Source organism: Brevibacterium sp. FME37, assembly GCF_014897485.1.
Taxonomy (GTDB): Bacteria; Actinomycetota; Actinomycetes; order Actinomycetales; family Brevibacteriaceae; genus Brevibacterium.
Genome location: NZ_JABUYE010000006.1, coordinates 153,821 through 180,545 on the forward strand (window position 1 = coordinate 153,821; position 26,725 = coordinate 180,545).

Annotated in this window: 25 protein-coding genes and 1 pseudogene; 7 read left to right on the forward strand and 19 right to left on the reverse strand. The window is 60.6% G+C overall.

What is annotated here, in order from left to right:
- Positions 1-20 precede the first annotated feature (20 nt).
- Together INT29_RS09400 and speB are read right to left on the reverse strand one after the other, a co-directional pair.
- Positions 21-1,745: a thiamine pyrophosphate-binding protein gene (locus tag INT29_RS09400; protein WP_193071480.1), complete on the reverse strand. Its 1,725-nt coding sequence runs from the start codon at positions 1,743-1,745 to the stop codon at positions 21-23.
- Positions 1,745-2,755 (reverse strand): agmatinase, encoded by a 1,011-nt coding sequence (speB, locus tag INT29_RS09405; protein ID WP_101573020.1) that lies wholly within the window; start codon positions 2,753-2,755, stop codon positions 1,745-1,747. Before speB ends, INT29_RS09400 begins: the two co-directional genes overlap by 1 nt.
- Positions 2,756-2,950: 195 nt before the next feature.
- Here speB and INT29_RS09410 point away from each other — a divergent pair, with 195 nt between their 5' ends.
- Entirely contained in the window at positions 2,951-4,504 is a 1,554-nt protein-coding gene (locus INT29_RS09410) for a PucR family transcriptional regulator (RefSeq protein WP_101573123.1), read from the forward strand.
- A 116-nt stretch (positions 4,505-4,620) separates the two neighbouring features.
- Here INT29_RS09410 and INT29_RS09415 read toward each other — a convergent pair whose 3' ends face one another.
- Genes INT29_RS09415 through INT29_RS09445 form a run of 7 tightly spaced genes read right to left on the reverse strand, consistent with a single transcriptional unit; the run spans position 4,621 to position 10,917 of the window.
- The gene (locus tag INT29_RS09415) at positions 4,621-5,730 is read right to left on the reverse strand and encodes a histidinol-phosphate transaminase (RefSeq protein ID WP_101573018.1); all 1,110 of its coding nucleotides are present in this window, start codon (positions 5,728-5,730) and stop codon (positions 4,621-4,623) included.
- Positions 5,731-5,753: 23 nt separating this feature from the next.
- A complete protein-coding gene (locus INT29_RS09420; protein WP_193071481.1) occupies positions 5,754-6,545 on the reverse strand; it encodes a tetratricopeptide repeat protein in 792 nt (263 codons plus the stop codon).
- Complete coding sequence (locus tag INT29_RS09425; RefSeq protein WP_101573014.1) at positions 6,542-7,624, reverse strand: vWA domain-containing protein; 1,083 nt, start codon at positions 7,622-7,624, stop codon at positions 6,542-6,544. Before INT29_RS09425 ends, INT29_RS09420 begins: the two co-directional genes overlap by 4 nt.
- Positions 7,621-8,595: a vWA domain-containing protein gene (locus INT29_RS09430; protein WP_101573012.1), complete on the reverse strand. Its 975-nt coding sequence runs from the start codon at positions 8,593-8,595 to the stop codon at positions 7,621-7,623. The genes INT29_RS09425 and INT29_RS09430 overlap by 4 nt, the downstream gene beginning before the upstream one ends.
- Positions 8,586-9,038 carry a hypothetical protein gene (locus tag INT29_RS09435; protein WP_101573010.1) on the reverse strand — a complete coding sequence of 151 codons (453 nt, stop codon included), beginning with the start codon at positions 9,036-9,038 and terminating at the stop codon, positions 8,586-8,588. The genes INT29_RS09430 and INT29_RS09435 overlap by 10 nt, the downstream gene beginning before the upstream one ends.
- Complete coding sequence (locus tag INT29_RS09440; RefSeq protein ID WP_101573008.1) at positions 9,025-9,909, reverse strand: DUF58 domain-containing protein; 885 nt, start codon at positions 9,907-9,909, stop codon at positions 9,025-9,027. Before INT29_RS09440 ends, INT29_RS09435 begins: the two co-directional genes overlap by 14 nt.
- Positions 9,910-9,921: 12 nt before the next feature.
- Positions 9,922-10,917: an AAA family ATPase gene (locus INT29_RS09445; RefSeq protein ID WP_101573005.1), complete on the reverse strand. Its 996-nt coding sequence runs from the start codon at positions 10,915-10,917 to the stop codon at positions 9,922-9,924.
- 568 nt (positions 10,918-11,485) lie between these two features.
- Between INT29_RS09445 and nrdH the strand changes: the two genes are divergently transcribed.
- The 4 genes from nrdH (at position 11,486) to nrdF (ending at position 15,408) form a co-directional block, all read left to right on the forward strand.
- Entirely contained in the window at positions 11,486-11,734 is a 249-nt protein-coding gene (nrdH, locus tag INT29_RS09450; protein ID WP_092106910.1) for a glutaredoxin-like protein NrdH, read from the forward strand.
- A gap of 1 nt (position 11,735) precedes the next feature.
- Complete coding sequence (gene nrdI, locus INT29_RS09455; RefSeq protein ID WP_101573003.1) at positions 11,736-12,149, forward strand: class Ib ribonucleoside-diphosphate reductase assembly flavoprotein NrdI; 414 nt, start codon at positions 11,736-11,738, stop codon at positions 12,147-12,149.
- Between the two features lie 5 nt (positions 12,150-12,154).
- Positions 12,155-14,281, forward strand: coding sequence for a class 1b ribonucleoside-diphosphate reductase subunit alpha (gene nrdE / locus INT29_RS09460; protein WP_257930185.1), 2,127 nt, complete (start codon positions 12,155-12,157; stop codon positions 14,279-14,281).
- 146 nt (positions 14,282-14,427) lie between these two features.
- Complete coding sequence (gene nrdF, locus INT29_RS09465; RefSeq protein ID WP_101572999.1) at positions 14,428-15,408, forward strand: class 1b ribonucleoside-diphosphate reductase subunit beta; 981 nt, start codon at positions 14,428-14,430, stop codon at positions 15,406-15,408.
- A 58-nt stretch (positions 15,409-15,466) separates the two neighbouring features.
- Here the strand turns inward: nrdF and INT29_RS09470 are convergent, their stop codons facing one another.
- Positions 15,467-15,724: a hypothetical protein gene (locus tag INT29_RS09470; protein WP_226830896.1), complete on the reverse strand. Its 258-nt coding sequence runs from the start codon at positions 15,722-15,724 to the stop codon at positions 15,467-15,469.
- Positions 15,725-16,085: 361 nt separating this feature from the next.
- Here INT29_RS09470 and INT29_RS20095 point away from each other — a divergent pair.
- Positions 16,086-16,454, forward strand: a pseudogene (locus INT29_RS20095) (hypothetical protein); the annotation flags it as partial.
- A gap of 23 nt (positions 16,455-16,477) precedes the next feature.
- Here INT29_RS20095 and INT29_RS09475 read toward each other — a convergent pair.
- Positions 16,478-17,650 (reverse strand): AI-2E family transporter, encoded by a 1,173-nt coding sequence (locus tag INT29_RS09475; RefSeq protein ID WP_101572995.1) that lies wholly within the window; start codon positions 17,648-17,650, stop codon positions 16,478-16,480.
- Between the two features lie 349 nt (positions 17,651-17,999).
- Between INT29_RS09475 and INT29_RS09480 the strand changes: the two genes are divergently transcribed.
- On the forward strand, positions 18,000-19,283 hold the full coding sequence (locus tag INT29_RS09480; RefSeq protein WP_101571387.1) for an ISL3 family transposase: 1,284 nt from the start codon (positions 18,000-18,002) through the stop codon (positions 19,281-19,283).
- A 324-nt stretch (positions 19,284-19,607) separates the two neighbouring features.
- Here the strand turns inward: INT29_RS09480 and INT29_RS09485 are convergent, their stop codons facing one another.
- The 8 genes from INT29_RS09485 to sdhA form a co-directional block, all read right to left on the reverse strand.
- Positions 19,608-19,859: a hypothetical protein gene (locus INT29_RS09485; RefSeq protein WP_101572993.1), complete on the reverse strand. Its 252-nt coding sequence runs from the start codon at positions 19,857-19,859 to the stop codon at positions 19,608-19,610.
- 1 nt (position 19,860) lies between these two features.
- Entirely contained in the window at positions 19,861-20,049 is a 189-nt protein-coding gene (locus INT29_RS09490; protein ID WP_193071482.1) for a hypothetical protein, read from the reverse strand.
- Between the two features lie 170 nt (positions 20,050-20,219).
- On the reverse strand, positions 20,220-21,335 hold the full coding sequence (locus INT29_RS09495; protein WP_101572990.1) for an FUSC family protein: 1,116 nt from the start codon (positions 21,333-21,335) through the stop codon (positions 20,220-20,222).
- Positions 21,336-21,536: 201 nt separating this feature from the next.
- Positions 21,537-21,704 (reverse strand): hypothetical protein, encoded by a 168-nt coding sequence (locus tag INT29_RS09500; RefSeq protein WP_180958991.1) that lies wholly within the window; start codon positions 21,702-21,704, stop codon positions 21,537-21,539.
- A gap of 402 nt (positions 21,705-22,106) precedes the next feature.
- Positions 22,107-22,580, reverse strand: a complete 474-nt coding sequence (locus INT29_RS09505) for a hemerythrin domain-containing protein (protein ID WP_193071483.1) — start codon at positions 22,578-22,580, stop codon at positions 22,107-22,109.
- 48 nt (positions 22,581-22,628) lie between these two features.
- Positions 22,629-23,885 carry a D-alanyl-D-alanine carboxypeptidase family protein gene (locus tag INT29_RS09510; RefSeq protein WP_101572986.1) on the reverse strand — a complete coding sequence of 419 codons (1,257 nt, stop codon included), beginning with the start codon at positions 23,883-23,885 and terminating at the stop codon, positions 22,629-22,631.
- A gap of 274 nt (positions 23,886-24,159) precedes the next feature.
- On the reverse strand, positions 24,160-24,957 hold the full coding sequence (locus INT29_RS09515; protein ID WP_101572984.1) for a succinate dehydrogenase iron-sulfur subunit: 798 nt from the start codon (positions 24,955-24,957) through the stop codon (positions 24,160-24,162).
- Positions 24,957-26,717: a succinate dehydrogenase flavoprotein subunit gene (gene sdhA / locus INT29_RS09520; RefSeq protein WP_101572982.1), complete on the reverse strand. Its 1,761-nt coding sequence runs from the start codon at positions 26,715-26,717 to the stop codon at positions 24,957-24,959. Before sdhA ends, INT29_RS09515 begins: the two co-directional genes overlap by 1 nt.
- Positions 26,718-26,725 lie beyond the last annotated feature (8 nt).

The window sequence follows — 26,725 nt, forward strand, 5'->3', positions numbered from 1 at the left end:
CAATCGGTTCAGTGGGTGCTTCAGCACCCGGCAGTGATGTGAATGGTGGTGGGCACGGTTCGTGCGAGCGCCTCGGCGACGGCAGCCGGAAGCTGTTCGTCGATATCGGCCTCAGCGATCGTGATTCCGGCCCCGCCCATGGACTGGCCCAGGGCCGCGAAGTCGGGACGGGCGAGCTTGACCGCGAACGGCTCCATGCTCCGGTCGACCATCTGAGCCTCGATTTCGGCGTATCCGCCGTTGTCGACGATGACGAAGGGAATCCCCAACCCCAGTTCGCTGGCTGTCATCAGCTCCTGGATCGAGAACATGGCCGCCCCGTCTCCGAGGATGCAGGTCACTGGGCGAGCATTGTCGGCCAGTTTCGCTCCGATGGCTGCGGGGATCCCGTAGCCCAAGGTCGCGAAGCCGGGCATGTAGAGCAGTTGATCGGGTGTGCTCGCATTGAGCGCATGCACCGATCCGTCGTACGTCACCTGGGACGAGTCCCCGGCGACCACCACGTTTGAACCTGCACCTTGTTCGACGAGGCGCGTGACGCGAGCACCGATGGATTCGAAGTCGAAGTCCGAACCCCAAGAGCCGCGGATGTCAGCGACACGTTTGGCTCCGCTGCGCGTTGCACCCTGTTCCCTCGCCGAGGTGGTGCTGCCGTTGGGATCGTCCGATCCCGCCGAAGTGGCTGTGGCCATATCCTGCTTCAGCTCGGTCCTCAGCGCGGTGAGGAATTCCCCCACGTCTGCGCAGGCGAGGATGTCCCCACCTAGGTTCTTGCCCAACTGATCAGGATCGATGTCGCAGCGGATGACGATCTGCTCGGAGTTCTCATCACGGATCCCGGCCGAGGTCTGGGCTCCGATGAGTCCGCCCCACAGGTCGGAGTCGGCGAGTTCAGAACCGAGGACGATGAGCACATCGGCGGCCGCGGACTCTTCCTGGACGCTGGGGAAGCGGACGTTGGAGCCCAAGGACAGAGGATGGTCCTCGGAGACGATGCCCTTACCGTTGGCGGTCGTGGCCACGGGCGCATCGAGAAGCTCAGCAAAGGCCCTGACCTCCGCACTTGCTCTGCGCGCCCCGCCGCCGGCGACGATGAACGGACGAGCTGCACTGCCGACCGCCTCGGCGGCACGGGAGATGACATGAGCATCAAGACCCGGACGACGACCCGGGATCTGAGTCGGCACGCTGCCGTTCCAGACACCTTCGAGCACGTCGAGGGGAACCTCGATGTGGACGGGTCCCGGGCGAGAAGAGGAGAACATGGCGAACGCCTCGGCGACGGCCTGGGCGGCACCTTCGGCCGTGCGGGTGCGCTGGGAGGAGACCAGCAGGCGGTTCAGTGCCCCGGACGAGTCCTTCGTCTCATGCAGCATTCCGACGTCGGCGCGCTCCATTCCGGTGGGAACACCGGGGGAGAGGATGAGCATCGGGCGGGACTCCGCATAGGCGGTCGCCGCAGCCGTGATGACATTCGTCAGGCCCGGGCCCGAGGTGGTGATGACGACCCCGGGTTTGCCGGAGACGAGGAAATACCCGTCGGCACCGTAGCCGGCGCCCTGTTCGTGGCGGGGCGTGATGGCACGGATGCCGAATCCGTTCAGGTGCCGGTAGAACTCAAGGTTGTGAGTGCCGGGGATCCCGAAGATCGTGTCGACCCCGTGGGCGGCCAGGGTCGCGACGATGGCCCGACCGCCGTTGCGGAATTCCTCGCCAGCGATGTCTTTGTTGTCATCTGCCATCATCAGACTCCGAGGGCTTCGCCGCTGGGACCCGTGGGGCCGGTGAGACCATTGGCCTCGGCAGCCCACAGGGATAGCATTTCGTAGCCGACGTGGGCCGCAGCGAGCCCGGTGATTTCGGCATGGTCGTAGGCGGGTGCCACTTCGACGATCTCGGCACCGACGACGTTGAGCCCTTGCAGCCCGCGAATCGAGTTGAGCAATTCACGGCTCGTCATGCCCCCGGCCTCAGGGGTTCCGGTGCCCGGCGCAGCAGCAGGGTCGAGGACATCGATGTCGACGGACAGGTAGACAGGTGCATCGCCGAGGCGTTTGCGGATCCGGGCCACGACTTCCTGGACAGATGTGAACTGGTAGTCGTCGCTGCGGATGATCTGGAAGCCGAGCACCGCATCGTCCTCCAGGTCCTTTTTGCCGTAGAGAGGTCCGCGGATGCCCACATGCATGCAGGATTCGAGGTCGAGCAGGCCTTCTTCGCTGGCGCGGCGGAACGGAGTCCCGTGCGTGTAGGGAGCACCGAAGTAGGTGTCCCACGTGTCGAGGTGTGCGTCGAAGTGCAGGACCGCGATCTTGCCGTGTGTCTTGTGCAGGGAACGCAGGTTCGGCAGGGCCAGGGTGTGGTCGCCGCCAAGGGTGAGCAGCTTCGCTCCATCGGCGCGCATCTCATCGGAGGTGCGTTCGACTTCGGTGATGGCCTCTTCGATGTCGAAGGGATTGACACCCAAGTCACCGCAGTCGGCAACCTGTTGCCAGGTGAATGGGTGGACGTTCGTGGCCTGGTTGTAGGGGCGCAGCAGCTTCGAGGACTGACGGATGTGAGCGGGACCGAAACGGGCACCCGGACGGTAGCTGACACCGGCATCGAAGGGGACGCCGAGGATCTTGACATCGATCTTCTCGCCCGGCCGCTGCGCTTCGACCTCGTCGATGCGCGGCAGCAGACCGAAGGTCGGTGGTCCCGCGAAGCGTGGTGTCTGGCTGTAATCGGCTGGCCCTAGGGGTTGAGTCGACATTGGCTCTCCTTCGAAATCGTGACTGCGCTCTGTAGTGACTGACTGCGCTCTGTAGTGACTGACTGCAATCGGCAGTGCATGGTTATTCTCAGTGGTTTGTGATTGCCATCAGCCTAGGACGTGGCTCACACAACACCGATATCCATCATGGATGAATTGGTGAATCGAGTATCCACCGCGGATAGTATGGATTTCATGGTCACTTTGGGTCAGCTCTGGGCACGTCAAGAACTCGCGCTCGACGTCGTCGTCGATTCGCCGAGCGCCCGATCAGATGACGTCACGATCGTGCACTCCTCGGAGCTGCCCGCGGTCGACGAATGGTTGGCCGGGGGAGAGGTCCTGCTCACGATCGGTGTCGGCCAAGACCTCGGCGGTGACGGCGTGGGCGACTATGTCACTCGTCTCAAACGTGTGGGCGTCCATGCACTTGGCATCGGTCTTGGCTCCGCCTTGCCGTGGCAGGAGATCCCACCGGTGCTGATCGAGCACGCCAGGGCTCAGGGTCTTCCACTCTTCGGGGTCCCAGAGCCTGTCCCCTTCGTCGCCGTCGTCGATGCCTTCACCCGGATGCGTGAGGAGGAGACGACTCGAGAGCTCACGCGGGCCAGCAACGCCGGACGTCGATTCGCCACCGACCTCGCTCACCAAGGCCCTGCCGCGCTCGTCGCTGATCTGGCCAGCACTCTGGGCACGGACGTTCGATTCGTCTCACCCACAGGAAGGGGGCTGACCGGAACCGATGCAGAGAATCTGGTGCGTCACGAGCTGATTGCCGAGTCTCTCAAACCCTCCATGGCACCACGTCTTCTGCGCACCGAGGCGGGAATCGTCGAGGCCGTTCCGGTCGGAGACGAGCAGGTGCGGGGGTGGATCCTTGCCCCCGCCGAGGTGGCCGGCAATTCCCGTACCCGCACCCTGTTGCTCTCCACTGCAGCTGCATTGCTGAGTCTGAGCATCACTGAGGTGTCGCCTCGGCGATCGGAGTCTCAGCTATTCACCACTCCCTTGGCGGCTGGAGAGGCCCGCGCCGAGTGGGTTGAGCAGACTGGTCTGGCTCCGGTCGCGCGTGTGAAGCTCAGCGTCTTCGGCAACGTGCGCGGTGAGGTTCCAGAGACGCTGATGGGGGACCTGGGTGCCGGGACGCTTCTGGTTCGTGCTGGTGCGATGCTCGGCGTCATCGAAGCCAGCACTCGGAACGCGGATCTCAGCCATTTGGATGCTGGCGAACCCGCCGCCGAATTTGAGAGTGCAGTCGATGAGGTGGGTGCAGCCGGTCAAAGGAGTGCGGTCGATGAGGTTCGCACAGTCCAGGACGTCAACGCGGTCGATGAGACTAGCGCGGTCGACCGGGTTGCGGACGTCACCGGACTGGATCGGCTGTTTGCGAAGATGATCCCGTTGACAAAAGTCCACCACACATGGACCGTGTGGCGGACGCAGCACGAAAGCGCGAACTCGGATGTGCGTGCTCTGCTGTCGTCGATCGATGGGTCAGCGGCGCAGAGGTTCGTCGACCGAGTCCTGGGCACGCTCCTGGCTTCGCGCGACGAGCAGGACCTGCTGCTGACGCTGCGTTCCTTCATCGCTGCTGGGGGAGTGCGAGATGCGGTCGCGGCCGAGCTCGGCATCCACCGGCACACAGTGCGTGCACGAATGGCGAAGATCGAGACACTGTTGGGCCGCGACCTCACACGGGCAGAATCGGTCCAGGCCGTGGCCCTGGCCCTTGAGCTCGCAGAACTCTGAGAAGCATAAGCTACCCCGGCCCATTTTTCGGGGACCAGGGCAAACCAGCACAGCCGATTCAGCTCGCCTCACTCAGCTGACCAGCCAACTCAAGGTGCTCAGCCGACCCAAGCTACTCAGCTGAAATGCTCGGCGTAGAAAGCGGAGGCGACTGCGAGCACCCGGTCGAGTCCTTCCCGTTCCCCAATGCTGATTCGCACCCCATCGCCGAGGTTGCGCACCGCAACAGCCTGCTCCACGCAGGCATCTTCAAAGGTTGAGGACAGCGGCCCCAGCGGCAGCCACACAAAATTGCCCTGCGCCTCAGGAACGTCCCAGCCCTGCTCGCGCAGCGCGTGTGCGAAGTCGTCGCGAACAGCCGCGATCTCCTTAGCACGAACGTCGACCTCATCGCTGTGACGCAGCGACTCCAGTGCAGCAGCCTGACTCATGTCGGTGACTCCGAAGGGAATGACCGCTTTCAGCAGCCCTTGGATCACAGCTTTATGAGCGAGGCCGTATCCGACCCGCAATCCAGCCAGCGCGTGAGCCTTGGAGAACGTCCTGACCAGGACGACATTGGGGAAATCGGCCACAAGGTCAACGCCGTTGACGACTCCCTCGGCGGTAGCGAACTCCCAATAGGCCTCGTCGAGGGCGACGAGCACATGCTCGGGCACCTGGGTGAGGAACTGACGGACCTCGTCGTCGCGAAGAGCCGGTCCCGTCGGATTGTTCGGGGAGCAGAGAATGATGAGGCTGGTCCGATCGGTGATCGCCGCTGCCATGGCGTCGAGGTCGTGTCGACCGTCGGTGCGCACCGGCACTTCGATCCGTTTCGATCCGGCCAGCCCGGTGGTCTGGGGATACATTTCAAATGACGGCCAGGGATAGATCGCTTCTGTGGTGGAGTCAGAAGTGATCTGGGTCAGTGCCACGAGTAGTTCGCTGGCGCCGGTGGTCACAACGAGTTCATCGATGCTGACTCCGAGACGGTCGGCCAGTTCCGTGCGCAGACGCAGTGCGCCATCATCGGGGTACAGAGCAGGGTTTTGCGCGTGAGTGACCATGGCGTCGGTGACCGCTGGCAGCGGCTGAAGGTAGTTCTCGTTCGAGGAGAGCTTGAACGGGACGAGTCCGTCGATTCGCTTGGGAGCCTTCCCCGGAACATACGGCGGGAATGTCTCCAGCGAGGCCCGCAGTCGCGGGGTCGAAGTGCTGCCAGCTGAGTTGTCCGGAGAGTTCATGGCCTCATGATTTCACAGTTGCCTCACCACGGCTTGTCCGGGGCAGAGCGACCGCCCTGTCCACCCGGGCCCTGCTGTTGCTGGTCGCGCTCCGAGCTTTCGCCGCGCTTCTTCAGCTCCTCGCGCTTCTTCTCCTTCTCAGATTTCCCTTCAGAGTCATCTGATTTCTCATCGTCTTCGCCGGAGTCCTGCTTCTCGTCCTTCTTCGAGTCATCTCCGGAGTCGCCGTTCTGCTGATCCTCGTCCTCGGAGCTATCGGTGTCGTCGCTGTCGGAGCCTTCCTGCTTCGACTTCTCTCCCGCTTTCTTGTCCTCGACGCGCTTCTTGGCTTCGTCGCTCTTGTGCTTCTCTTCGCTCTTCTTGGGCTGGCACTCCTTGGGAGCGTCTTTCAGAGTCTTCAGGGATTGGTCGTAGAGTTCGTCCGACTGATCAGGATCCTGATCTGCGACTTCGTCGGCGCGTTTCTCATACACGTAGGACAGGTTGATTCGCACGGCGCACTCGTCACGAAGGGGAGCGATCTCGAGGGCGGATTCGAGGTCGGTCTCAGCCATTTCGAAGTCGCCGACTGCCGCTTCCGCAGTACCGCGATTGTAGTAGCCGATATGGCGTTGAATCGGGCTGAGTGTGAGGAACGCGGTAGAGGCCTTCTTCGCTCCGGGGAAATCGTTGGACACGTACCGGACCTGCGAGGCTGCCCCGAAGTAGAGGGTCACAGCCACATAGCCGAAGACGAGCAGAAGGGCGGACCCGATGATGAGGTTGATGCGAGAAAGGCGGCGCATCGTCGACCAGGTGCGAGTGATCCGGTTCATGGACGGCCTCCTTTCCGTGTGAGAGCAATGGTCCGCAGCCGAAGGAGTTCGCGGACTCCGAAGACCATTTCGACCGCGATCCAGGCGAACACGAGGATCAGGGGGACCCAGAAGTATTCGTCGACGGTGACCCGTCCGTCCTTCTTGACCAGTGTCTGATCGTACTTCGGTGCTGTGTACACACTCGACATCGAAGCTTCGCCATCACGGTGGTGGTATTTCTCCCCGAGGTCGGTTGCGAGCTGTTTGAGGTTGGCCTCGTCGATCTTTGAGATCCCGGGATTGCTCTGGCCATCGCGAATGTACTCATCGTTCGTTCCCGCGGACCCGTCACCATCTCCGGCCCCGCCGGGATCATTCGGATCGCCGAGTCCGGGTTCATCGCCGGGGCTCGACCCGTATCCGAAAGGTTGGGGCTCCTTCATCTTCCCGCCCTGAGAAGTGCCATATCCGAACACTGCACCGCTGTCGATGCGGGAGGCGAATGACGACCACGAATCGACGGAGGTTTGAGCGGTCTGCTCACCGTCACCGAAGTAGAAGACGAGGTTCTTGTTCTCGGGACGATCCTCGTCGTTGGATTTCATTCGTTTATCCAGTTCAGCACCCGCTTCGGTGATGGAGGACCCATTCGAATTCAAGGACAACTCTGGGCTGAGCACGTCCACAGCGGAGGCGAACGCCGCATGATCCGTGGTCAGAGGCATGACCGTCGAGGCGGTCGAAGCGAAAGTGATGATGCTCAGTCTGGTGCCGGGGAACTGCTTGGCCAGCTCGAGCATGTCCTTCTTCACACCTTCGAGGCGGGTCTTGTCACCGTCATAGTCCTCGGCAGCCATGGACGTCGTCGTATCGACGAGGAAATAGACATCGGCGGCCGCCTCGTATTCCTCGGTCGAGGATTTGATGGGAATGCCCGGTCGGGCCAGGGCGAGTGCGAGCACGGCGACGATGCCAATGCGTGCGAACCATTTCCAGCGGGGACCATCACCGCGCACAGTCGGAATGATGCACACGGTCAGCAGGGCGAGGACGAGGAACCCCCAGCCGAACCAGGTGAAGACGGGATCAAAGATCATGATTTCGTCCTCCACGCCAGAACGAAGACACCGGCGAGGCCGAAGACCGCGATCCCGAGGGGGACAGCCGGCATGTCATGGACGATGGTGTAGGAACGGCCCGGAGTGTTCTCAGCCTCCTGGCTCTGGATCTCGGCGACGATGCGATCGATCGTTGAGGCCGACCCCATGTCGAACTGTTTGCCTCGGGTGCGATCGGAGACCGATTTCAGTTCCTTGGTCTGCGTTTTCGCCAGCACCGATGGGGGAGAGAGGCTGTAGACCCGAACCTTGGACTCCACTGCAACGTCGGTCGCCTCGTCGAGCTCGAACAACGGGTCACCGGCGAGCATGTTGTCGGTGGCGAAGATGATCGAACGAGAACGCTTCTCATCTTGTCGGTCGAAGTTGTCTATGCAGGAGACGAGTCCGTCTCCGATGAGGGAGGAGCCGCCGATGTTGGGCGGTGAGGTCGACCATGAGTAGTCGGTGCCTTCCGAGCCCCATGTGCGGAACCCTTCTTCGGCTTCCTTGAGATAGTTCTGGACCATGTCGTAGTCATCGGTGAGCGGGAACGCGGAAACCGCGGTTGCGTTGAAAACGGTCATGCCGATGCGTTCACCGTCGAACCGGTCGACGAGCTCCTGGTAGGCCTCAAGGAGGTCGGCGTCGTATCCGAGCATCGAGCCGGACACGTCGAGGCAGAGCATGACGTCACGCAGTTTCTTCTCCGGATTGACTGTTTCGACCCATGCAGGTCGGGAGATTCCGGCGAGAGTGGAGAGTCCGGTGAGGGCGATGACTGCGAGGAATGCGACCGTCGTGAGCAGACGGGTCCGCATGGCTTTGCGGAAGCTGGGCAGGCTCGTCATGCGTGCGCTGTGAGCCACGGCCAGTGATGACGCGGTGGCCTTGGGTCTGCGAAAGAAGAAGACTGTGGCCCCAGCAAGCACAAGGAGGACGAGGGCCAGCCACCAGAACATCAGGACCATCGAGCCACCAACTTTCTGGCATCGGCGATCTGGGGGCCCAGATCATGGGCGTCGTTCTCAGCGAATTCTGCTTCGTAAAGACCTGACAAGGACTCGGCGAGGTCGTCGAGTCCGGCCACTGCCGCATCTCGGTAGGTGAGGTGTTCGGCTTTGACTCCCCATGCGTCACGAGCGAACTCACGCACGATCTTCGCCAATTCCCGAGCCGAGTCTCGGACATCGGCGTCGCCTGCACCCAATTTCGACTCGACTGTCGCGATCCGGGACATGTAGGTGCTGCGGACAGGAATGGGAATCCGCGGCTGGGACTTCTCTCCCGATCCGGCCGCCACACGCAGCAGCGGGGCAAACAGATTCAAGACGGCGGCGAGAAGAACGAATGCGGCGGCAACATACCACCAGACCGAGATCTCCAGCGGCCCGACGAGCTCAGCGGGGCCCACGGCGGTGCCTCAGCAGAAGAGTGTGGAGGCTTCCCAGCGCATGGTCCGGGTGGGCGATTTCGGTGTGGGAGATTCCGAGTTTCGAGAGCAGATCGATCCGATGCTGCTTGCGGTTCGCTTCGGCGGCCATGAATTCGGCGCGCACGTGTGGGTTGGCCATCACAGAGGTGGGCAGACCGACGTCTGGTCGGGAGACGTCGAACGGGGCCGAGGCGGCCGGAAGCTGTGCCAGGTCCGCGTCGGTGATCGTGATCCACAGGATTTCGTGCTGTACCCGCAGCCGTTTGATCGTGGCCTCTTCCTTCGCGCCGAGCGGCGCCTGGTCGGAGATGACGACAACGAGCATCCGGTGGTTGACGTGAGTGGCGATCCACTGCAGCTGCTTATCGATCGAACCCTCGCCGTCTGCACCTGCTTCGGCAAGGATCTGCTGGAGCAGGTTCTCCAGATGGGCCTCGCTGCCCTTTCGCGGGGAGGCCGTGGTGCGCTTTGCGCTGCCGTGGATGAGCATCACGTCATCGCCATGGCGGACGGCGAGATAGCCGGTCATTCCGGCCATGAGGATCGCGAGCTGGCGTTTGTCGACCCCGGCTGAGGTTACTGCGTCGAAGTTCCGAGAGGAGTCGACGACGAGGGCAAGAATATGTCTGCGATGGGCGACGTAGCGTTTGACCAGGGGGTTCGAATGTCGAGCCGTGGCCTTCCAGTCGATGTCGCGAATCTCGTCGCCGGGGATGTAGTCGCGCAGATCATCGAAGTCGAGGCTGTGGCCGTGGAAGACAGAAGAATAGTCCCCATCGAGGAGCCGCCGGGTCCGGCGGTGCGCGTGGATGGTCAGCCGCGCTTTGATCCGATTGAGCAGAGCAGTCATCGATGCACCCGATCAGGGAGTGGGGACAGCCATGAGGAGGGCATCGACGATTTGGGCGCTCGTGATGTTCTCCGCTGCGGCTTCGAAGTTGAGTTGGATGCGGTGATCGAGAATGCGGTGAGCCAGATCCTTGATGTCTTCGGGGATGACGTAGTTGCGACCCCGGATCATCGCCAGGGACCGTCCCGCGTTGGTGAAGGCGATCGAGGCGCGGGGGCTGGCACCATATTCGATGAACGGGGCGAGTCGGCCCAGATACTTGGCGGTGTTCCTGGTCGCATGGACGAGCTCGACAAGGTACCGGGTGATCGAAGGGTCGACATAGATGGTGCGTGCATAGTTCTGGAGCGTCTCGACGTCCTCGAGGTTGCAGGAGGGCTTCGGAACGGAGTCGCGGTCGAAGACGCCCGAATCGAGGCGGGCCAGGATCTCCATCTCCTCATTGGGGCTCGGATGGGTGAGGAGGTCCTTGATCATGAACCGATCGAGCTGCGCTTCGGGAAGCTGATAGGTGCCTTCCTGCTCGATCGGGTTCTGAGTGGCCAGGACCAGGAAGGGGCGGGGAAGTTCGAACCGTTGGCCGCCGATCGTCGTCTGCTTCTCCTGCATTGCTTCAAGCATGGCACTCTGCGTCTTCGCAGACGACCGGTTGATCTCATCGAGGAGGACGATGTTGGCGTGGACGGGGCCCAGGACTGTATTGAACGAGCCTTCGTGGGCGTTGTAGATCTGAGAACCGATGATGTCGGCGGGAAGCAGGTCGGGTGTGCACTGGATGCGGGAGAACTCACCGTCCACAGCATTGGCCAGCGCTGCCGCCGCGGTCGTCTTGGCCAGGCCGGGAACACTCTCCAGGAGAAGATGACCGCCGGAGAGGAGGCCGATGAGCAGGCTTTCGCGCAGGCGCTGCTGACCGACGACGAAATGATCCAGATAGGATTCCAGACCGCCGAGGATCGATTGAGCGTGTGCGATCTCTTGGGTGTTGGCGGGTGCCGTTGCCGTCATGGTGGGGCCTCTCGAATCTCAACTGGCTGACAAGACAAGCATATGGGCTGAGTCTGACACGGGACTGGACTCTGTCGTGTCAGTACCGACACATACCCTTAGGAGACCGGCTTGCAGGAGTGGGTGACGGCGTGGAATAGGGGCGCAGAAGGAGGCGGAATCGACAGTGCAGACGGACCCCGGGCATGTGGAAGCAGAAGCGAATGTGACACGCCGAAAAAACACCCACAGGTGAAAAATTTATCTGTGGACAGGTGTGGAAAACGGGGTCGGGGGAGGTGCCCGGAAGTGGCTTTTCGACCGCTCTGCCCAGTGTCCTCGCAGGTGATCGAACTACATCGGTGTCACTCATGACTTGTGGATGACTGTGGACGGTTTGAACACAGGGTGTGGACGGTCGAAACAACACTGGTGTAACACTGGATATAGGGGTAGAGTCGAACCCGAACACAACATCTAGTGGTCATGCCCGGGCCTGCTTGACGTGATATTCGTCATTGTCAAGGTCAAGGATCCGGCGTGGACATACCGTGAAATCTAAGCCGAAGTGCAGAAATGAGGAGTCGCGATGATCACCGTGTACACCAAGCCAGCTTGCGTCCAGTGCAACGCCACGTACCGTGCGCTTGATGCCAAAGGGCTGAAGTACAAATCGGTCGATCTCAGTGTCGATGAGAACGCCTTGGATGTCGTCAAGGCCATGGGCTACATGCAGGCTCCCGTCGTTGTCACCGACAACGACCACTGGTCAGGTTTCCGCCCGGACAAGATCGCCACTCTGGCCGGCGAGCAGACCTCGGTTTCCGTCGTGGCCTGACATGCTCCTGGTCTACTACTCGAGCAGCTCTGAGTACACCGACCGCTTCGTCAGTAAGCTGAGGCACCCCTCGCGCCGGCTTCCCCTCCTGACGAAAGAAGAGACGCTGACGATCGACGAACCGTTCGTCCTCGTGACTCCCACCTACGGTGCCGGTGCCAACAGAGGTGCCGTTCCCAAGCAAGTGATCAAGTTCCTCAATATCGAATCGAATCGACGCCATCTCGTCGGCGTCGTCGGCGCTGGAAATACGAGTTTCGGCGAAGAATACTGTCGCGCGGCACACAAGGTGGCCGCAAAATGCAATGTACCCGTGCTGTACCGTGTCGAACTCCTCGGAACCCCAGAGGAAGTCGAAGCAGTGAATTTAGGATTGGACAAACTGTGCGCGAGCTCGCTGAAGACCGCAATGTAGAAGACATCATCCGCGAAGAGACGGATCTTGACTACCATGCGCTCAACGCCATGCTGAACCTGTACGACCAGGATGGTCGTATCCAGTTCGAGCGTGACAAACAGGCTGCCAGGCAGTACTTCTTGCAGCATGTCAACAACAACACCGTCTTCTTCCATGACCTCAAGGAGAAGCTCGACTACCTCGTCGAGAAGGAATACTACGAACCCGAAGTCCTCGATCAGTACTCCTTCAACTTCGTCGAAGAGCTCTCGAAGCGCGCCTACTCGGCTAAGTTCCGGTTCCAGACCTTCCTCGGTGCTTTCAAGTTCTACACCTCTTACACGCTGAAGACCTTTGACGGAAAGCGCTACCTCGAACGCTTCGAGGATCGCGTCGTCATGGTCGCACTGTTCTTGGCTCGCGGCGACGAGAAGCTGGCCACCCAGCTCGTCGACGAGATCATCGCCGGCCGTTTCCAGCCGGCCACGCCGACCTTCCTCAACGCAGGCAAGAAGCAGCGCGGTGAACTCGTCTCCTGCTTCCTGCTGCGTATCGAAGACAACATGGAGTCGATCGGTCGCTCCATCAACTCCGCACTGCAGCTGTCCAAGCGCGGCGGCGGTGTGGCCTTCGCTCTGACGAACATCCGCGAGTCCGGTGCACCGATCAAGAAGATCGAGAACCAGTCCTCAGGTGTCATCCCAGTCATGAAGCTGCTCGAAGACTCTTTCTCCTATGCCAACCAGTTGGGCGCGCGCCAGGGCGCCGGTGCCGTGTACCTCCACGCTCACCACCCCGATATCTACAAGTTCCTCGATACCAAGCGCGAGAACGCCGACGAGAAGATCCGGATCAAGACCCTGTCACTGGGCGTCGTCATCCCGGACATCACCTTCGAGTTGGCCAAGCGCAATGAGGACATGTACCTCTTCAGCCCCTACGACGTCGAACGCGTCTACGGCATGCCCTTCTCTGACGTCAACGTGACAGAGAAGTACGAAGAGATGGTCGACAACGCCGCCATCAAGAAGAGCAAGATCAGCGCACGTGAGTTCTTCCAGACCTTGGCGGAGATCCAGTTCGAGTCCGGCTACCCGTACGTCATGTTCGAAGACACGGTCAACCGTGCCAACCCGATCGACGGCAAGATCATCATGTCGAACCTGTGCTCCGAGATCCTTCAGGTCTCCGAGCCCAGCCAGTACGACTCCGATCTCGGCTATGATGTCATCGGCAAGGACATCTCCTGCAACCTCGGTTCTCTCAACATCGCGCTCACAATGGATTCCGATAGCTTCGGGCAGACCATTGAGACCGCGATTCGCGGACTGACTGCTGTCGCGGAAACCTCTGACATCCAGTCGGTTCCTTCGATCGCTCGCGGCAACGACATGTCTCACGCCATCGGACTCGGGCAGATGAACCTCCACGGCTACCTCGCTCGTGAGCATATCTACTATGGCTCCGATGAGGGCCTCGACTTCACGAACATGTACTTCTACACCGTCGCCTACCACTGTGTGCGGGCGTCGATGGAGATCGCGAAGGAACGCAAGTCCGCCTTCGCCGGCTTCGAGCGGTCGAAGTATGCAAGCGGTGAGTACTTCGATAAGTACACCGACGAAGTGTGGGAACCACGCACTTCGCGTGTGGCCGAGATGTTCACCGAGGCGGGCGTGCACATCCCCACTCAGGACGATTGGCGTGAGCTCAAGGCTGCAGTTGCTGAGCACGGCATCTACAACCAGAACCTGCAGGCTGTTCCGCCCACAGGGTCGATCTCCTACATCAACAACTCGACGTCATCGATCCACCCCGTGGCTTCGAAGGTCGAGATCCGCAAGGAGGGCAAGATCGGGCGCGTTTACTACCCGGCTCCCTTCATGGATAACGACAACCTGAAGTACTACCAGGATGCTTACGAGATCGGCTATGAGAAGATCATCGACACCTACGCCGAGGCCACGAAGCACGTGGACCAGGGACTGTCGCTGACCTTGTTCTTCATGGACACGGCCACAACTCGTGACATCAACAAGGCGCAGATCTACGCATGGCGCAAGGGCATAAAGACCATCTACTACATCCGGCTGCGCCAGCTCGCGCTGGAAGGTACCGAGGTCGATGGCTGCGTTTCCTGCATGCTGTGACCGATGAGTTCAGCGGGCCGGTGACAACCGGCCCGCTGAACTCATGACCCCGAGCCTGCGCACACAACAGGCTCCGGGTACTCAACATTCTTAGTCTGCACGGCAGACCACACGTACGTATGACGTACCTGCAACTTGGAAGAGAGATGGAAACGTTGGAGAACCTGACTTTGGCTTCGCATGTCGATGCCATCAACTGGAATCGTGTCATCGATCCCGTCGATGATGACGTCTGGGACCGCCTCACCGGAAATTTCTGGCTGCCTGAGAAGGTGCCGCTGAGCAACGATATCCCTTCATGGGCGACGCTGACCGAGGAGGAGAAGACGCTGACCATGCGCGTCTTCACGGGTCTGACATTGCTGGATACGATTCAGGGCACCGTGGGTGCGATCTCCCTGATTCCGGATGCAGTGACGCCGCACGAGGAAGCAGTGATGACGAACATCGCGTTCATGGAGAGCGTGCATGCGAAGTCATACTCATCGATCTTCTCAACCCTGTGCTCGACGAAAGAGATCGACGAAGCGTTCCGTTGGTCGCGGGAGAACACCTACCTGCAGTCCAAGGCCGACATCATCCTCAGCTACTACCGAGGCGATGACCCGCTCAAGCGCAAGGTTGCCTCCACGCTGCTGGAGTCATTCCTCTTCTACTCGGGCTTCTACCTGCCCATGTACTGGTCTGCACATGCGAAGCTGACGAACACGGCCGACCTCATCCGCCTCATCATCCGCGACGAGGCTGTCCACGGCTACTACATCGGCTACAAGTACCAGAAGGGTTTGGAGTCACAGTCCGAGGAGCGCAAGCAGGAGCTCAAGGACTACACGATGAACCTCATGTTCGAACTCTACGAGAATGAGGTCGCCTACACGCATGACCTCTACGACTCAGTGGGGCTGGCTGAGGACTGCAAGATGTTCCTCCATTACAACGCGAACAAGGCCCTGATGAACCTCGGGTACGAAGCGATGTTCCCGAAGGAGGTCACCGAGGTGAACCCGGCGATCCTCGCGTCCCTCTCGCCCAACAGCGACGAGAACCACGACTTCTTCTCCGGATCAGGATCCTCCTACGTCATCGGCAAGGCCGAACAGACGGAAGACGACGACTGGGACTTCTAAAACACCGGGTCAGCGGCCCATCCAGGCAGAAATGCTTGGGTGGGCCGCTTTCGTTTATTCACTCACCCGTCGCCGCGGAATTGTCGTTTGAGCACATTTTGAGCACACTCCGATTCCGGGCCGCATCAATCCGAGCCGCCACATCGTCCATATCGGTACTGAATAGGTCGGCGTATACGTCGAGAGTGACCGCCGCCTGATTGTGGCCCAACATGTTCTGCACAACCTTCACCGAAGCGCGGGCCGACACCGCGGAGACACCATCCAGACCATCGACAATCCCGACGAGCCACACCTCAAGGAGCGCGAGCTTCAAGTGCTTGTGGCTGAGTCCGGGACCACGAACTGGACCAGGGACTACCTGTGCCAGAACATCAACGGACAGAAGGTGGCGGCATGAGGAAGTGGTGGCAAAGCGTTCGACGCAAGCGAATTCCGATCACTCGGCCATGACCTCACAAGGGCCGGAGTGAAGGCCCAGGCCGGCACCAGACTGGTCGTCACAAAGACCGCAGCCGATATCACTGCCGATGCGAAAGCGTTCGCCCCAGGTTGATACGGGCAACCTCCGGCCTCGATCGGACACGACCTGTTCGAGGCGAGTGGAGGGACCAGCGCCGAGATCGGTCCGACCACGAGTTACGCCGGTTTTGTCGAATGAGGCTCGAGTCGTTGCCGGCTGCCTCGTCCCCACCGACCGCGGGTCACAATTTCGGCCCAGGTAGTTCCAGCACGCTTTACGGCATCATGGGCGAGTCGGCTCGATGGGCAGGGTCGGCGTTGCTGGTGATAATGCGGCAATGGAATCGTTCCTCGTCGTGTTGCAGAAGAACGTCCTTGATCGGGGCCGTTGGGGTACAAGAGCGAGGTTACGGACTGCGATCGTGCACTGGGTTGAGCGGACCTATCACCGGAAGCGTCGGCAACGGAGATTGGGTAAACTGGCCCCGGTTGATTACGAGCCTGTTCACCACAAGGCCGTCGCTCTGGCGGCACAAACTCCGGAGTCAACCAAACCTTCAGCAGTTGCGTTGGCTGGAAAGTGACCCCGGAGTTATCAGCTCAGACTTCACCGGTCTTCGTTCGGTTCGAGATCGTTCCCAGCGCTGTCGTTGGTCATTTCAGCATCGCTGATCGTGTGATGGGCACTCGCCGCTGACTGATCGGTGGGCGGATTCTTCGCGGCTCTGAACATTGAATTGAGAGTAGCGATGACAGGAACCGCGAAGAATGCCCCTGTAATGCCCGCAAGAGCAGCCCCCGCGGTGACGCCCAGGATCACTGCTAAGGGGTGAATTTTGACTCGTGAGCCGGTCAACCAGGGCTGAAGAACGTGGCTTTCGATTTGTTGAACGAGGATCACGATGCCAAGCATGATGACGGCGTGAATCCATCCGTTGAACATTAGTGAGAGACCTACTGCGAACGCTCCGCCGATGATCGCTCCAACAAAAGGGACGAATGCTCCTAGGAACACAACGGTCGCGATCGGTACGGCCAGCGGCACTCCCAGAATCAGTGCACCGAGGCCGATTCCGACCGCATCGGTGGCGGCGACGACGAGTTGGATTCGAATGAAGCTCGACAGGGTCTTCCAACCGGCGTCTCCGGCTGCAATGATTCGCTGATGGGATTTCCGGGGCCATATCTGGACTGCCCAGGTCCAGATTCCTTTCCCGTCGATCAGTGCGAATAGCGTCACGAACAAGACGATGATGACGCCTTCGACGATGTGAGCCGCTGTAGTGCCGACTTCGGCGGCACCCGAGCCGAGTCCGGCAGCATTGTCTTGCAACCACTGCCCCGAGGAGGTGACGAGATCGTTGAGCTTGGCTTCGGTCAGCCCGAACGGCTGCGTTGCCAAGAACTGCTTCGCCGCGTCCAGAGACGTCGCCACCTGTTTCTGGATCGCAGGAATCTCGCTTCTGATCTGGAAGGTGATGAGGAGGACGAGTCCGGCCAGCAGGCCGAGGACGACGACCCAGACGGTGACCACGGCCAGCCACTTCGGCCACCGATGCCGCTGCAGGAACGACGACAATGGGACCAGGAGGGCCGAAAGTATCAGTCCCGCCAGAAAGGGGATCACGATTTCTGCCATTTGCAATGCCAGGAATCCCGCAACGGTGATCCCCGCGACGATGACCAGAAGGTAGCCGGTGAAACGAGCTCCGAGCTTCAATCCTTCGGGAATAGGGTCGTCCCGATTTTTCTCCATGGAGTCTTGGGAGTCGTTCAACATGAATTCACACTACCCTCAAGCGTTGTTGCGGGGAAGTGCAGTTGGCGAGGTGTGCCCGGGGGCTTGGCGACGAGCCATACGGCTGTGGCCGTGGGTATTCCCTTGGCGAGCAACAGAAGACTGTCGCGATGTGGTTGCACCATGACGACGTGCGGTGAGAGGGGAAGCGAGGGCCCAGAATTTGCCCAAATCTTGACCACATTCATCCCCGATGGGTCCAGGTAGAAACTCGTAAACTGGCTCTTCATAAATAGGGCGGTGCGGTAGCCACCCTCAAGCAGCACAAGAAACGGGACCCTGGGTGCAATGATGTAGGTGTTCAAGACTCCATCACGACCCAAGGTCCCTGATGCACAACTTTACCCCGCCATGCCTTGACACCACACTCCGTCTGAACGAACTCGGACTCACCGCCATCGGCCAGCACCACACCGGCAGGCATCTGACCGTGTTGTGCCTGATCACCGACGACAACTCCGAATGCCGCGACTGCGCCCAGCAGCGGGGACGAGTCCGATCGACGAGGATCCGCCGGCTCGTCCATCCTCCGATCGGGCTGACTGCAGTGACGCTGGCCATCCGCATCCGTACGTTCCAGTGTCCGAACTGCCGCCAGCGCTGGTCGCAGTCGCCAGCGAAGGCATGCGTCGGCCGGTCGAAGCTCTCCCGCACCGCTCGCCTGTGGGCGTTGAAGTCCGTTGTCATCGACAAAATGAGTATCCACGTCATCGCGCAGAACCTCGCAACCTCGTGGAACACCGTGTGCACGGCTGTCCTCGACCTCGGCGCCACGTTGTTGCTCGCCGATGCCACCAGGCTCGATGGCGTATCCACGATCGGTGTCGATGAACACTGTTGGTCCCACCGCGGCATCGACCGATGGGTCACTGTCATCGTCGATCTCTCCAGCCAGCCAGCGCGGTTGCTTGACATTGTTCCCGGACGCTCGGCCGAGGTGTTTTCCGATTGGCTAAACAACCAGCCTGATAAGTTCCGGACTGGCATTGATCACGTCGCCATGGACGCGTTCGCCGGGTACAAGAAAGCCGCTACCGACGTCCTCCCCGACGCCACCACGGTCATGGACCCCTTCCATGTCGTCGCTCTTGTCGGGACCAAGCTCGATGAGACGAGGAGGAGACTCCAAACCGAGATTCACGGGCGCAGGGGCCGATCTGGTGACGCCTTGTACGGGATTAGGAAAACCATACGCACCCGCGTCAGTCTCCTTTCAGACAAGCAGAAACACCGACTCAACACGGTCTTCGCAGGCGACGATCATGCTGCCTTGGTGGTGTGTTGGCAGTTCTACCAAGACACGATCGCCGCCTATGCTGCGGCACCGGCGAAGGGCAAGGCAATCATGGCCGGGCTGATCGACAAGCTGGCCGGGATGATCCCGGATGAGTTGAAGGAGCTACGGAGCCTACGGACAACGTTCCAACGCAGGCGTGCCGATATTCTTGCCTACTTCGATCACCCAGGAACCTCGAACGGGCCCACGGAAGCGATCAACGGCAGGCTGGAGCATCTGCGTGGGATCGCGTTGGGATTCCGTAACCGGAGCAACTACCTCATCCGATCACTGCTCCACGCTGGCGGAATGAGTAGGCTCCTACAGCCCTATTTATGAAGAGCCCGTAAACTCCGCCTAGAATTCAACGGTCGACTCCCTGACCGGGAGGCAAGAGCGAACCACGACCTCTGCGGTTCTGGATGCTCCTGCGTCATCGGCAAGGCCGAGAGAACACGGAAGACGACGACTGGGACTTCTGAGTCACCTTCTGAGTCGCTGAGGGGCGGACGCCCTCGGCTTTCGGCCAATCCGAGCATTACTGCTTGGATGGGCCGCTTTCGTGCATTCAACCATCGTCGGAAGTGGAAGCGGCTTCTGCCCACGATCTTCCCATAGACCCGCACTGACTATATATGAGGCAGACCTGTGCAATTGGTGCGGTCAGCCCAGTTCAATCCTGAAAGGGCCCGCCCGCACGAGTCCGAGGTTCGCCGCATCACCTGCATGGCGTCGGCGTGTGCGAAACTCGCAGGGCATAGCGAACTCGAGGGGGAGCGTGAGCTTGCGGTCAGCTTCACATCGTTTCGTGGACTTGACGAGCTTGATGACTCCGAAGATCGCGCCCACAATAATCGCAGCGATGACGGCCAGGATCACGAGCAAAACGAGTATCTGTCCAAATGCAAGACGCAAGTCAGTCCTTCTGTTCGAGAGCACGGATGACGGAACCTGTCAGTACGACAGCGATCGTAGCGAGCAGCCCAACCGGAAGAACTTCATCATGGCCACCGGGCAGCACCATAAAAGTACAGAACAGGAGTATCGCGCCTGCTAGGAGAAATACCGTCGTCGTCCCATTCGAGTCTTGATTGTTCTCGGCCATTGTCGCACTTTCTTCAGATCATCGTCTCTCTAGCACCCGAATCACATAGGAGCCAGGTGGTGTGGATACGGCCGGTAAATCCACTATGGGTGTCGCACAGCAGACTGAGACCGCCTGAGGTAAGACCAGCTTCGGTCGTCGTCTGTGATTCGATGCGTCACCCGCCAGCGTCAGCCAGCATCGCGTGCTGTACGCGCGGAGGCGACGTCATCGACGACGGCGGCGATGTGCTGCACGCTCGCGATCAGTGAACCGTATAGGGCCCAGGAACGTTCCGGGAGGCCGTCATCTTCGGCCATGTTCACCGACAGCTCTTCGAGGCGTTTGAAGATCGGTTCGACTTCCGCATCTGGGTCGGCTATCGATTGACCGGCGTCTCGGACGATTGTTGTCCACTTCTCGCGGAAGCGAGTGTCCCATTCGCCGGTATCGTAAGAGCCCTCGCGCAGAGTCCGGGTCAGATGGCGCAGGTGGGAGATGCCTTCATCGACCCGCTGCAGGATGTTCTCGTAGCTGGCGTCCTCCGGCGATGTCTGCACTTCGCGGGCTACACCGGATGGGGTGCGTCGCCGACGCAGACGGTCGCGGGGGTTCGCCCGTTGACTCTCCCTGGCGAACTTGACCGACTGCCATGCTGAGTTCAGTTCCTCGCTCATAGATTTGGTCGTTTGGAACCAGTCGTTGGCGTTGTCTGTGTCCCATCCTTCGTCCAGTTCATCGGCCATTTCGACCAAGGTGTCGCCCATGCGCCGGTTGATGCTGTCGACATAGCGCTTTGCCTGTTGATCGCGCAGAGGTGGAATTACCAGAAGGTTGACGACGATGCCGACGGCGACGCCGACGCAGAGTTCCAAGATCCGCTCCCCGAGAAGGGGTTGCTGACTGTCGAAGCCGCTCCCGAGGACGAAGATGCCTGTTGTTGCGATCGCGATACCTTCATCGCGGATCCAAGGCAGCCGAGCAGCAGAGAGGCCGACCAGGAGCGCAAGCGCAAATGTCCATATGCTCACGCCCAGATAGTTGCCGATCACGAAGGACAAGGCAACGCCGAGGGTTGAGGCGATAGTCGACTGCGCACCGCGAGACAACGAGCGGTGGACGGTGGCGTGAACTGTCAGTAGTGCTGCCCACGGTGCCAGGAATGGCATCTGAGAGTTCAGAACGCTATCGGACAGCCACCACGCGCCGGTAGCTGCGATGACCGCCTTGACGATCTGGAGCAGATCGGTGATGACATCGGGGCGTCGGGCAAGTAGCGATAGCTGTCGCTGCGAGTTCTGCGGCAATGGTCGTCCTTTCGGACCATGAGGATGGAGTGTTCACCCTACCTGGCATTCATAATCGGTGACGTGCACAGGTGGGCGATGAAAAAGCCCGACATTCCTGCAGGCAGAACCTGCGAAATGTCGGGCTGAGGTCAGACTGTCTTAGTTCCCGCTCTGCTTAAGACCCAGCAGTGCGAAGAGGAACCCGACAGACGGCGGCGATTAAGCCGCCAGCGGCGTGGTCTCACGCAGCGATGTTCCGGTGAACAGCACGGTCCGTCCGGTGGAATCACTGATCGTGATTTCGCCGGTGTTCCTGGTGCTGATCCTCGGTTCGATCAGTCCTGCATGCTCGACGGCACGCTGAACCCATTGTGGGAACTGAGTCATCGTTCCCTCCTTTCATTACAGTTCTGTTGAATGGCATGCATCTGTGCACGCGATTCTTTTCGTGTTGAGTTGGTGACGGGGTAGTCACCGAATAGTGCTAGCTGCCGAACGAGAATCTCGGTGGCGAGCCGGCTGGGTTTTACCGTGGTGCGGGTTGCTCCGTCACGGTGGGGGATCTGCATTCAGAAGAGACATAGAGTCCGTCGTATTTCATCTGCAAGTTGAACCTGATTCTTCAACTGCCGTAATGAATGGCATGTTGCGGTAAGAGTGGAATCAAAGGTTCGATGAAGCCGGACTGCTTCGAACGCAAGACATCAGCTTATACAAGTTCATCAGAAGATGTCAAAATCAAGGTGTGGGGTGCAGCGCGAGAGGGTGCCAAACAGTTTGTGGACCGGATCACCGCGTTGCCTTTTCGCACCGCCACCCTTCAGGCATGGCGCCCGCGTCAAGGAAATCTCGTAGGCGGTTGGTCGCCTCATCCGGCAGGTCTGCATCCGCACGCGGATAGATGATCGGCTCTTCCTTCGAATTGTGTGCATCGAGGCGAGTCAGCAGGTCCCGGCACGCATCGTCCATGGTCTGCGAATCGGCGTCAGCCCCCAGCTGCACGTCGAGGGAGGCCATCGCGTCCCAGATTTCACCGTGCTCACGGAGCATGACGAACACAGGCATCATCAGTCCGGCCGTGCGCAGCGTTGGAAAGATGAATTCCTCTTCGAGGTAGATGTGACGTCGCAGAGCCGCCATCGCCCGCAGCAGGGGCGCTGAGTCAGTTCCGCCACTGCTCAGACCGTCGGCGTACTCCTCGATTCCGCCATCGATCTCCTCATGTTCGCGCTCAAGGAGTGTGGACAGCAATGGTGTTTTCACGGCAACCTCCGAACGGGACTGTCCCGATTCTATCTGAGATCAGGTCACTCAGCTCCGGCGCATTCGGACCCAGATGGTCCCTGCCGCGATGAGAAGCACCGCCGCGCCGGCCAACATTGCGAATGGGAGGAGATTCTCTGCGGAGATGCCCAGCACCGACGATGAGGCCTCGGTTCCGTTCGCCGCAGCCGTAGAATCATCGGTGCTCTCACCCGATTCCTTTTCTGTGCCGTGGGAGTCGCTTCCACTGCCGCCGGCATCACTGCTGCTCGCCGAGGCGCTGGGATCGGCGCTCGGCGTCACGGTCTGCCCGACGGGGATCGTCTGGAGAGACTTGGGTTCCTTCTGGGCAAAGTCCCATTCGAGCAGGTCGACCGCGGCTTGTCGGGAGTTGTTGTCGATGCCGAGCATCGTCGCGACCACACGGTGACCGTCACGTTCGGCCACGGCGATATAGGCGCCCTTGGCTTTACGTGTGAACCCGTTCTTCAGCCCGAGCCCGCCGTCGACCTGCCCGACGATCTGAGTGTGGTTCTGAATCTCGTAGCCCTTGAACTTCTCCTTCGTGACCGGGTTCTTCCCGCCCGGGAACTTGATGGTCTCGGTGTCGATGACGCTCATCAGGTAGTCGTCCTCACACACCGCCCACGCCAGTTTCATCATGTCTGCAGCCGTCATGTACTGATTCTTGTCGTCGAGGCCGGAAGTGTTCGCGGCGTGGGTGTCCGTCATACCCAGCTCCTCGGCCTTCTCATTCATCAGGGCCACGGCCTTCTCCTGACCGCCAGCGGCCCGACCCAGCGCGTTCGCGGCATCATTGGCACTCGACATCAGCATCGAGTGGAAGAGCAGATCGACGGTGTACTTGTTCTTCTGCATGAGGCCGACCTTGGTGCCGTCGATCTCCATGTCCTCGAACTTCGCCTCGACCTTCTGTTTGGGATCGTCGAGCACGTCGACCAGAGCCAGAGCGGTCAGGAGCTTGATCGTCGACGCCGGCGCGTGCTTCTTGTCGATGTCGTGGGCGGCCTGAATTTCGCCCGTATCGAGGTCTCCCACCAGCCATGAAATGCCCACCGGTTTCGGTGGCTTCGCTCCATCGCCGAGGTCGGCCGGAGTTTCGTAGACCTTCTCCTGCTTCTTGTCGGGCTTCGCATCCGCATGTGAGCTCGTGGGGGAGAGGACCAGCTGTGCGCCGATGAGCAGAAGGGCGAGAGCGGCACCGACGATGAGGCGCACTCCCGCCCCGAACGAATGCGGAGCAGATGTCGTCAGTGACGCAGAGGAAGTGCGGGTCGAAAGCATGCGCACCAGTCTACGACGGCAAAGGAGCAGCAGTCCTCAGGCAGTCTCGTGCGATATCGCACAGCACTTCGACAGTCGAAGTCAGACTGAGCTGGTTTCAAACATGTCCACTCTGACTCAGACTGTCGAACGCCCACACACGCCCACGCAGACGACACGCACGCCCGGGGATCTCAGGCTGCACACTCACTCCAACATGGGGAACGCAAAAGGCGGCCGTGCACGTAAAGTGCACGGCCGCCTCAGCGATCCAGATGATGCGCGTTTGATCAGATCAGAATGCGCGCTGCAGGACTGCCTGCTTCACCTCTGCGATGGCCTTGGTGATTTCGATGCCACGAGGGCAGGCCTCGGTGCAGTTGAAGGTGGTGCGGCAACGCCACACTCCTTCTTTGTCGTTGAGGATCTCCAGGCGCATGTCTCCGCCTTCGTCACGCGAATCGAAGATGAAACGGTGCGCGTTGACGATGGCTGCCGGACCGAAGTACTGGCCATCGGTCCAGAACACGGGGCACGACGAGGTGCACGCGGCGCAGAGAATGCACTTGGTGGTGTCGTCGAAGGCCTCACGCTGTTCGGCCGACTGCAGACGCTCACGCGTCGGCTCGTGGCCGGAGGTGATGAGGAACGGCATGACCTCGCGGTAGGACTGGAAGAACGGCTCCATGTCGACGATGAGGTCCTTCTCCAGAGGCAGACCCTTGATCGCTTCGATGGTGATCGTCTTGTTGGTGTCAAGATCCTTCAGCAGGGTCTTGCAGGCCAGACGGTTGCGGCCGTTGATGCGCATGGCATCGGAGCCGCACACGCCGTGAGCACAGGAGCGGCGGAAGGACAGCGAACCGTCCATCTCCCACTTGATCTTGTGCAGGGCGTCGAGGACACGGTCGGTGCCGTACATCGTGACCTTGTATTCCTCCCAGTGCGCCTCTTCATCCTGTTCGGGATCGAAGCGTGCGATCTTGAAGGTGCAGTCAAATGACGGAATCGAGCCGGCATCGCCTGCCACGTGGTCGGGCAGGTCGATCTTTGAGGCTGGTTCCGGTGTCTCGGTTGAGGTATCGGTGCTCATCAGTACTTACGCTCCATCGGCTGGTAACGGGTGACGATGACGGGCTTCGTCTCCAGACGCATGCCCTTGATGCCGTCGGTCTCGGAATCAGGATCGAGGTAGGTCATCGTGTGATGCATGAATCCTTCGTCGTCACGATCCGGGAAGTCCTCTCGGAAGTGTCCACCGCGTGATTCCTTACGGTGGATGGCGGCGACGGAGATGACCTCGGCGAGTTCGAGCAGGAAGTTCAGCTCGACAGCCTCGAGGAGGTCGAGGTTGAAGCGCTTGCCGCGATCCTGAATGCCGACGTTGTTGTAACGTTCACGCAGTTTCGCGATCTCGTCGAGCGCTTCGCGCAGAGTCTCGTCAGTGCGGAAGACCTGGACGTTGGCGTCCATGAGTTCCTGGAGATCCTTGCGGATGGCGCCGATGCGTTCGGTGCCATCGGAGGTCCGCATCTTCTCGAGCAATGCGACGGTGTCGTTCTCGGCACCCTCGGGCAGTTCGACGAAGTCTGCGGTTTTCGCGTACTCCGCTGCGGCGATGCCGGCGCGCTTCCCGAAGACGTTGATGTCGAGCAGCGAGTTCGTGCCCAGACGGTTCGATCCGTGGACAGACACGCAGGCGACCTCACCGGCGGCGTAGAGGCCGGGGATGACGTTGTCGTTGTCCGCGAGCACCTCGGCCTGGATGTTGGTCGGGATGCCGCCCATGGCGTAGTGCGCGGTCGGGAAGACCGGCACCGGCTCCGTGTAGGGCTCCACACCGAGGTAGGTGCGGGCGAACTCGGTGATGTCGGGCAGCTTCGCATCGATGTGCGCAGGCTCGAGGTGCGTGAGGTCGAGCAGGACGTAGTCCTTGTTCGGTCCACAGCCACGGCCTTCACGCACTTCGTTGGCCATGGAACGGGCCACGATGTCACGAGGAGCGAGGTCCTTGATCGTCGGTGCGTAGCGTTCCATGAAGCGCTCACCCTCCGAGTTGCGCAGGATCGCGCCTTCGCCGCGAGCGGCCTCGGAGAGCAGAATGCCCAAACCGGCAAGTCCGGTCGGGTGGAACTGGAAGAACTCCATGTCCTCAAGCGGGATGCCCCGGTTGTAGGCCACGGCCATGCCGTCGCCGGTCAGGGTGTGGGCGTTCGAGGTGGTCTTGAAGACCTTGCCCACGCCGCCGGTTGCGAAGACGACCGACTTGGCCTGGAACAGGTGGATCTCGCCGGTGGCCAGTTCGTAGGCGACGACGCCCGCCGGACGGCGGACTCCGTCGACCTCGGTCATGGCGAGGTCGAGGACGTAGAACTCGTTGTAGAACTCCACACCGTGCTTGACGCACTGTTGGTAGAGGGTCTGAAGGATCATGTGGCCGGTGCGGTCTGCTGCATAGCAGGACCGGCGGACGGCGGACTTGCCGTGGTCACGAGTGTGACCACCGAAGCGGCGCTGATCGATCTTGCCTTCAGGGGTCCTGTTGAAGGGCAGCCCCATCTTCTCCAGATCGAGGACAGCATCGATGGCTTCCTTGGCCATCACCTCGGCGGCGTCCTGGTCGACCAGGTAGTCACCGCCCTTGACGGTGTCGAAGGTGTGCCATTCCCAGTTGTCCTCTTCCACGTTCGCCAAAGCGGCGCACATTCCACCCTGAGCTGCACCTGTGTGCGAGCGGGTGGGGTAGAGCTTGGTCAGGACCGCGGTGCGGGCGTTCTGGCCCGATTCGATCGCTGCGCGCATTCCGGCGCCACCGGCACCGACGATGACAACGTCGTATTGATGTACCTGCATGTTTCTCC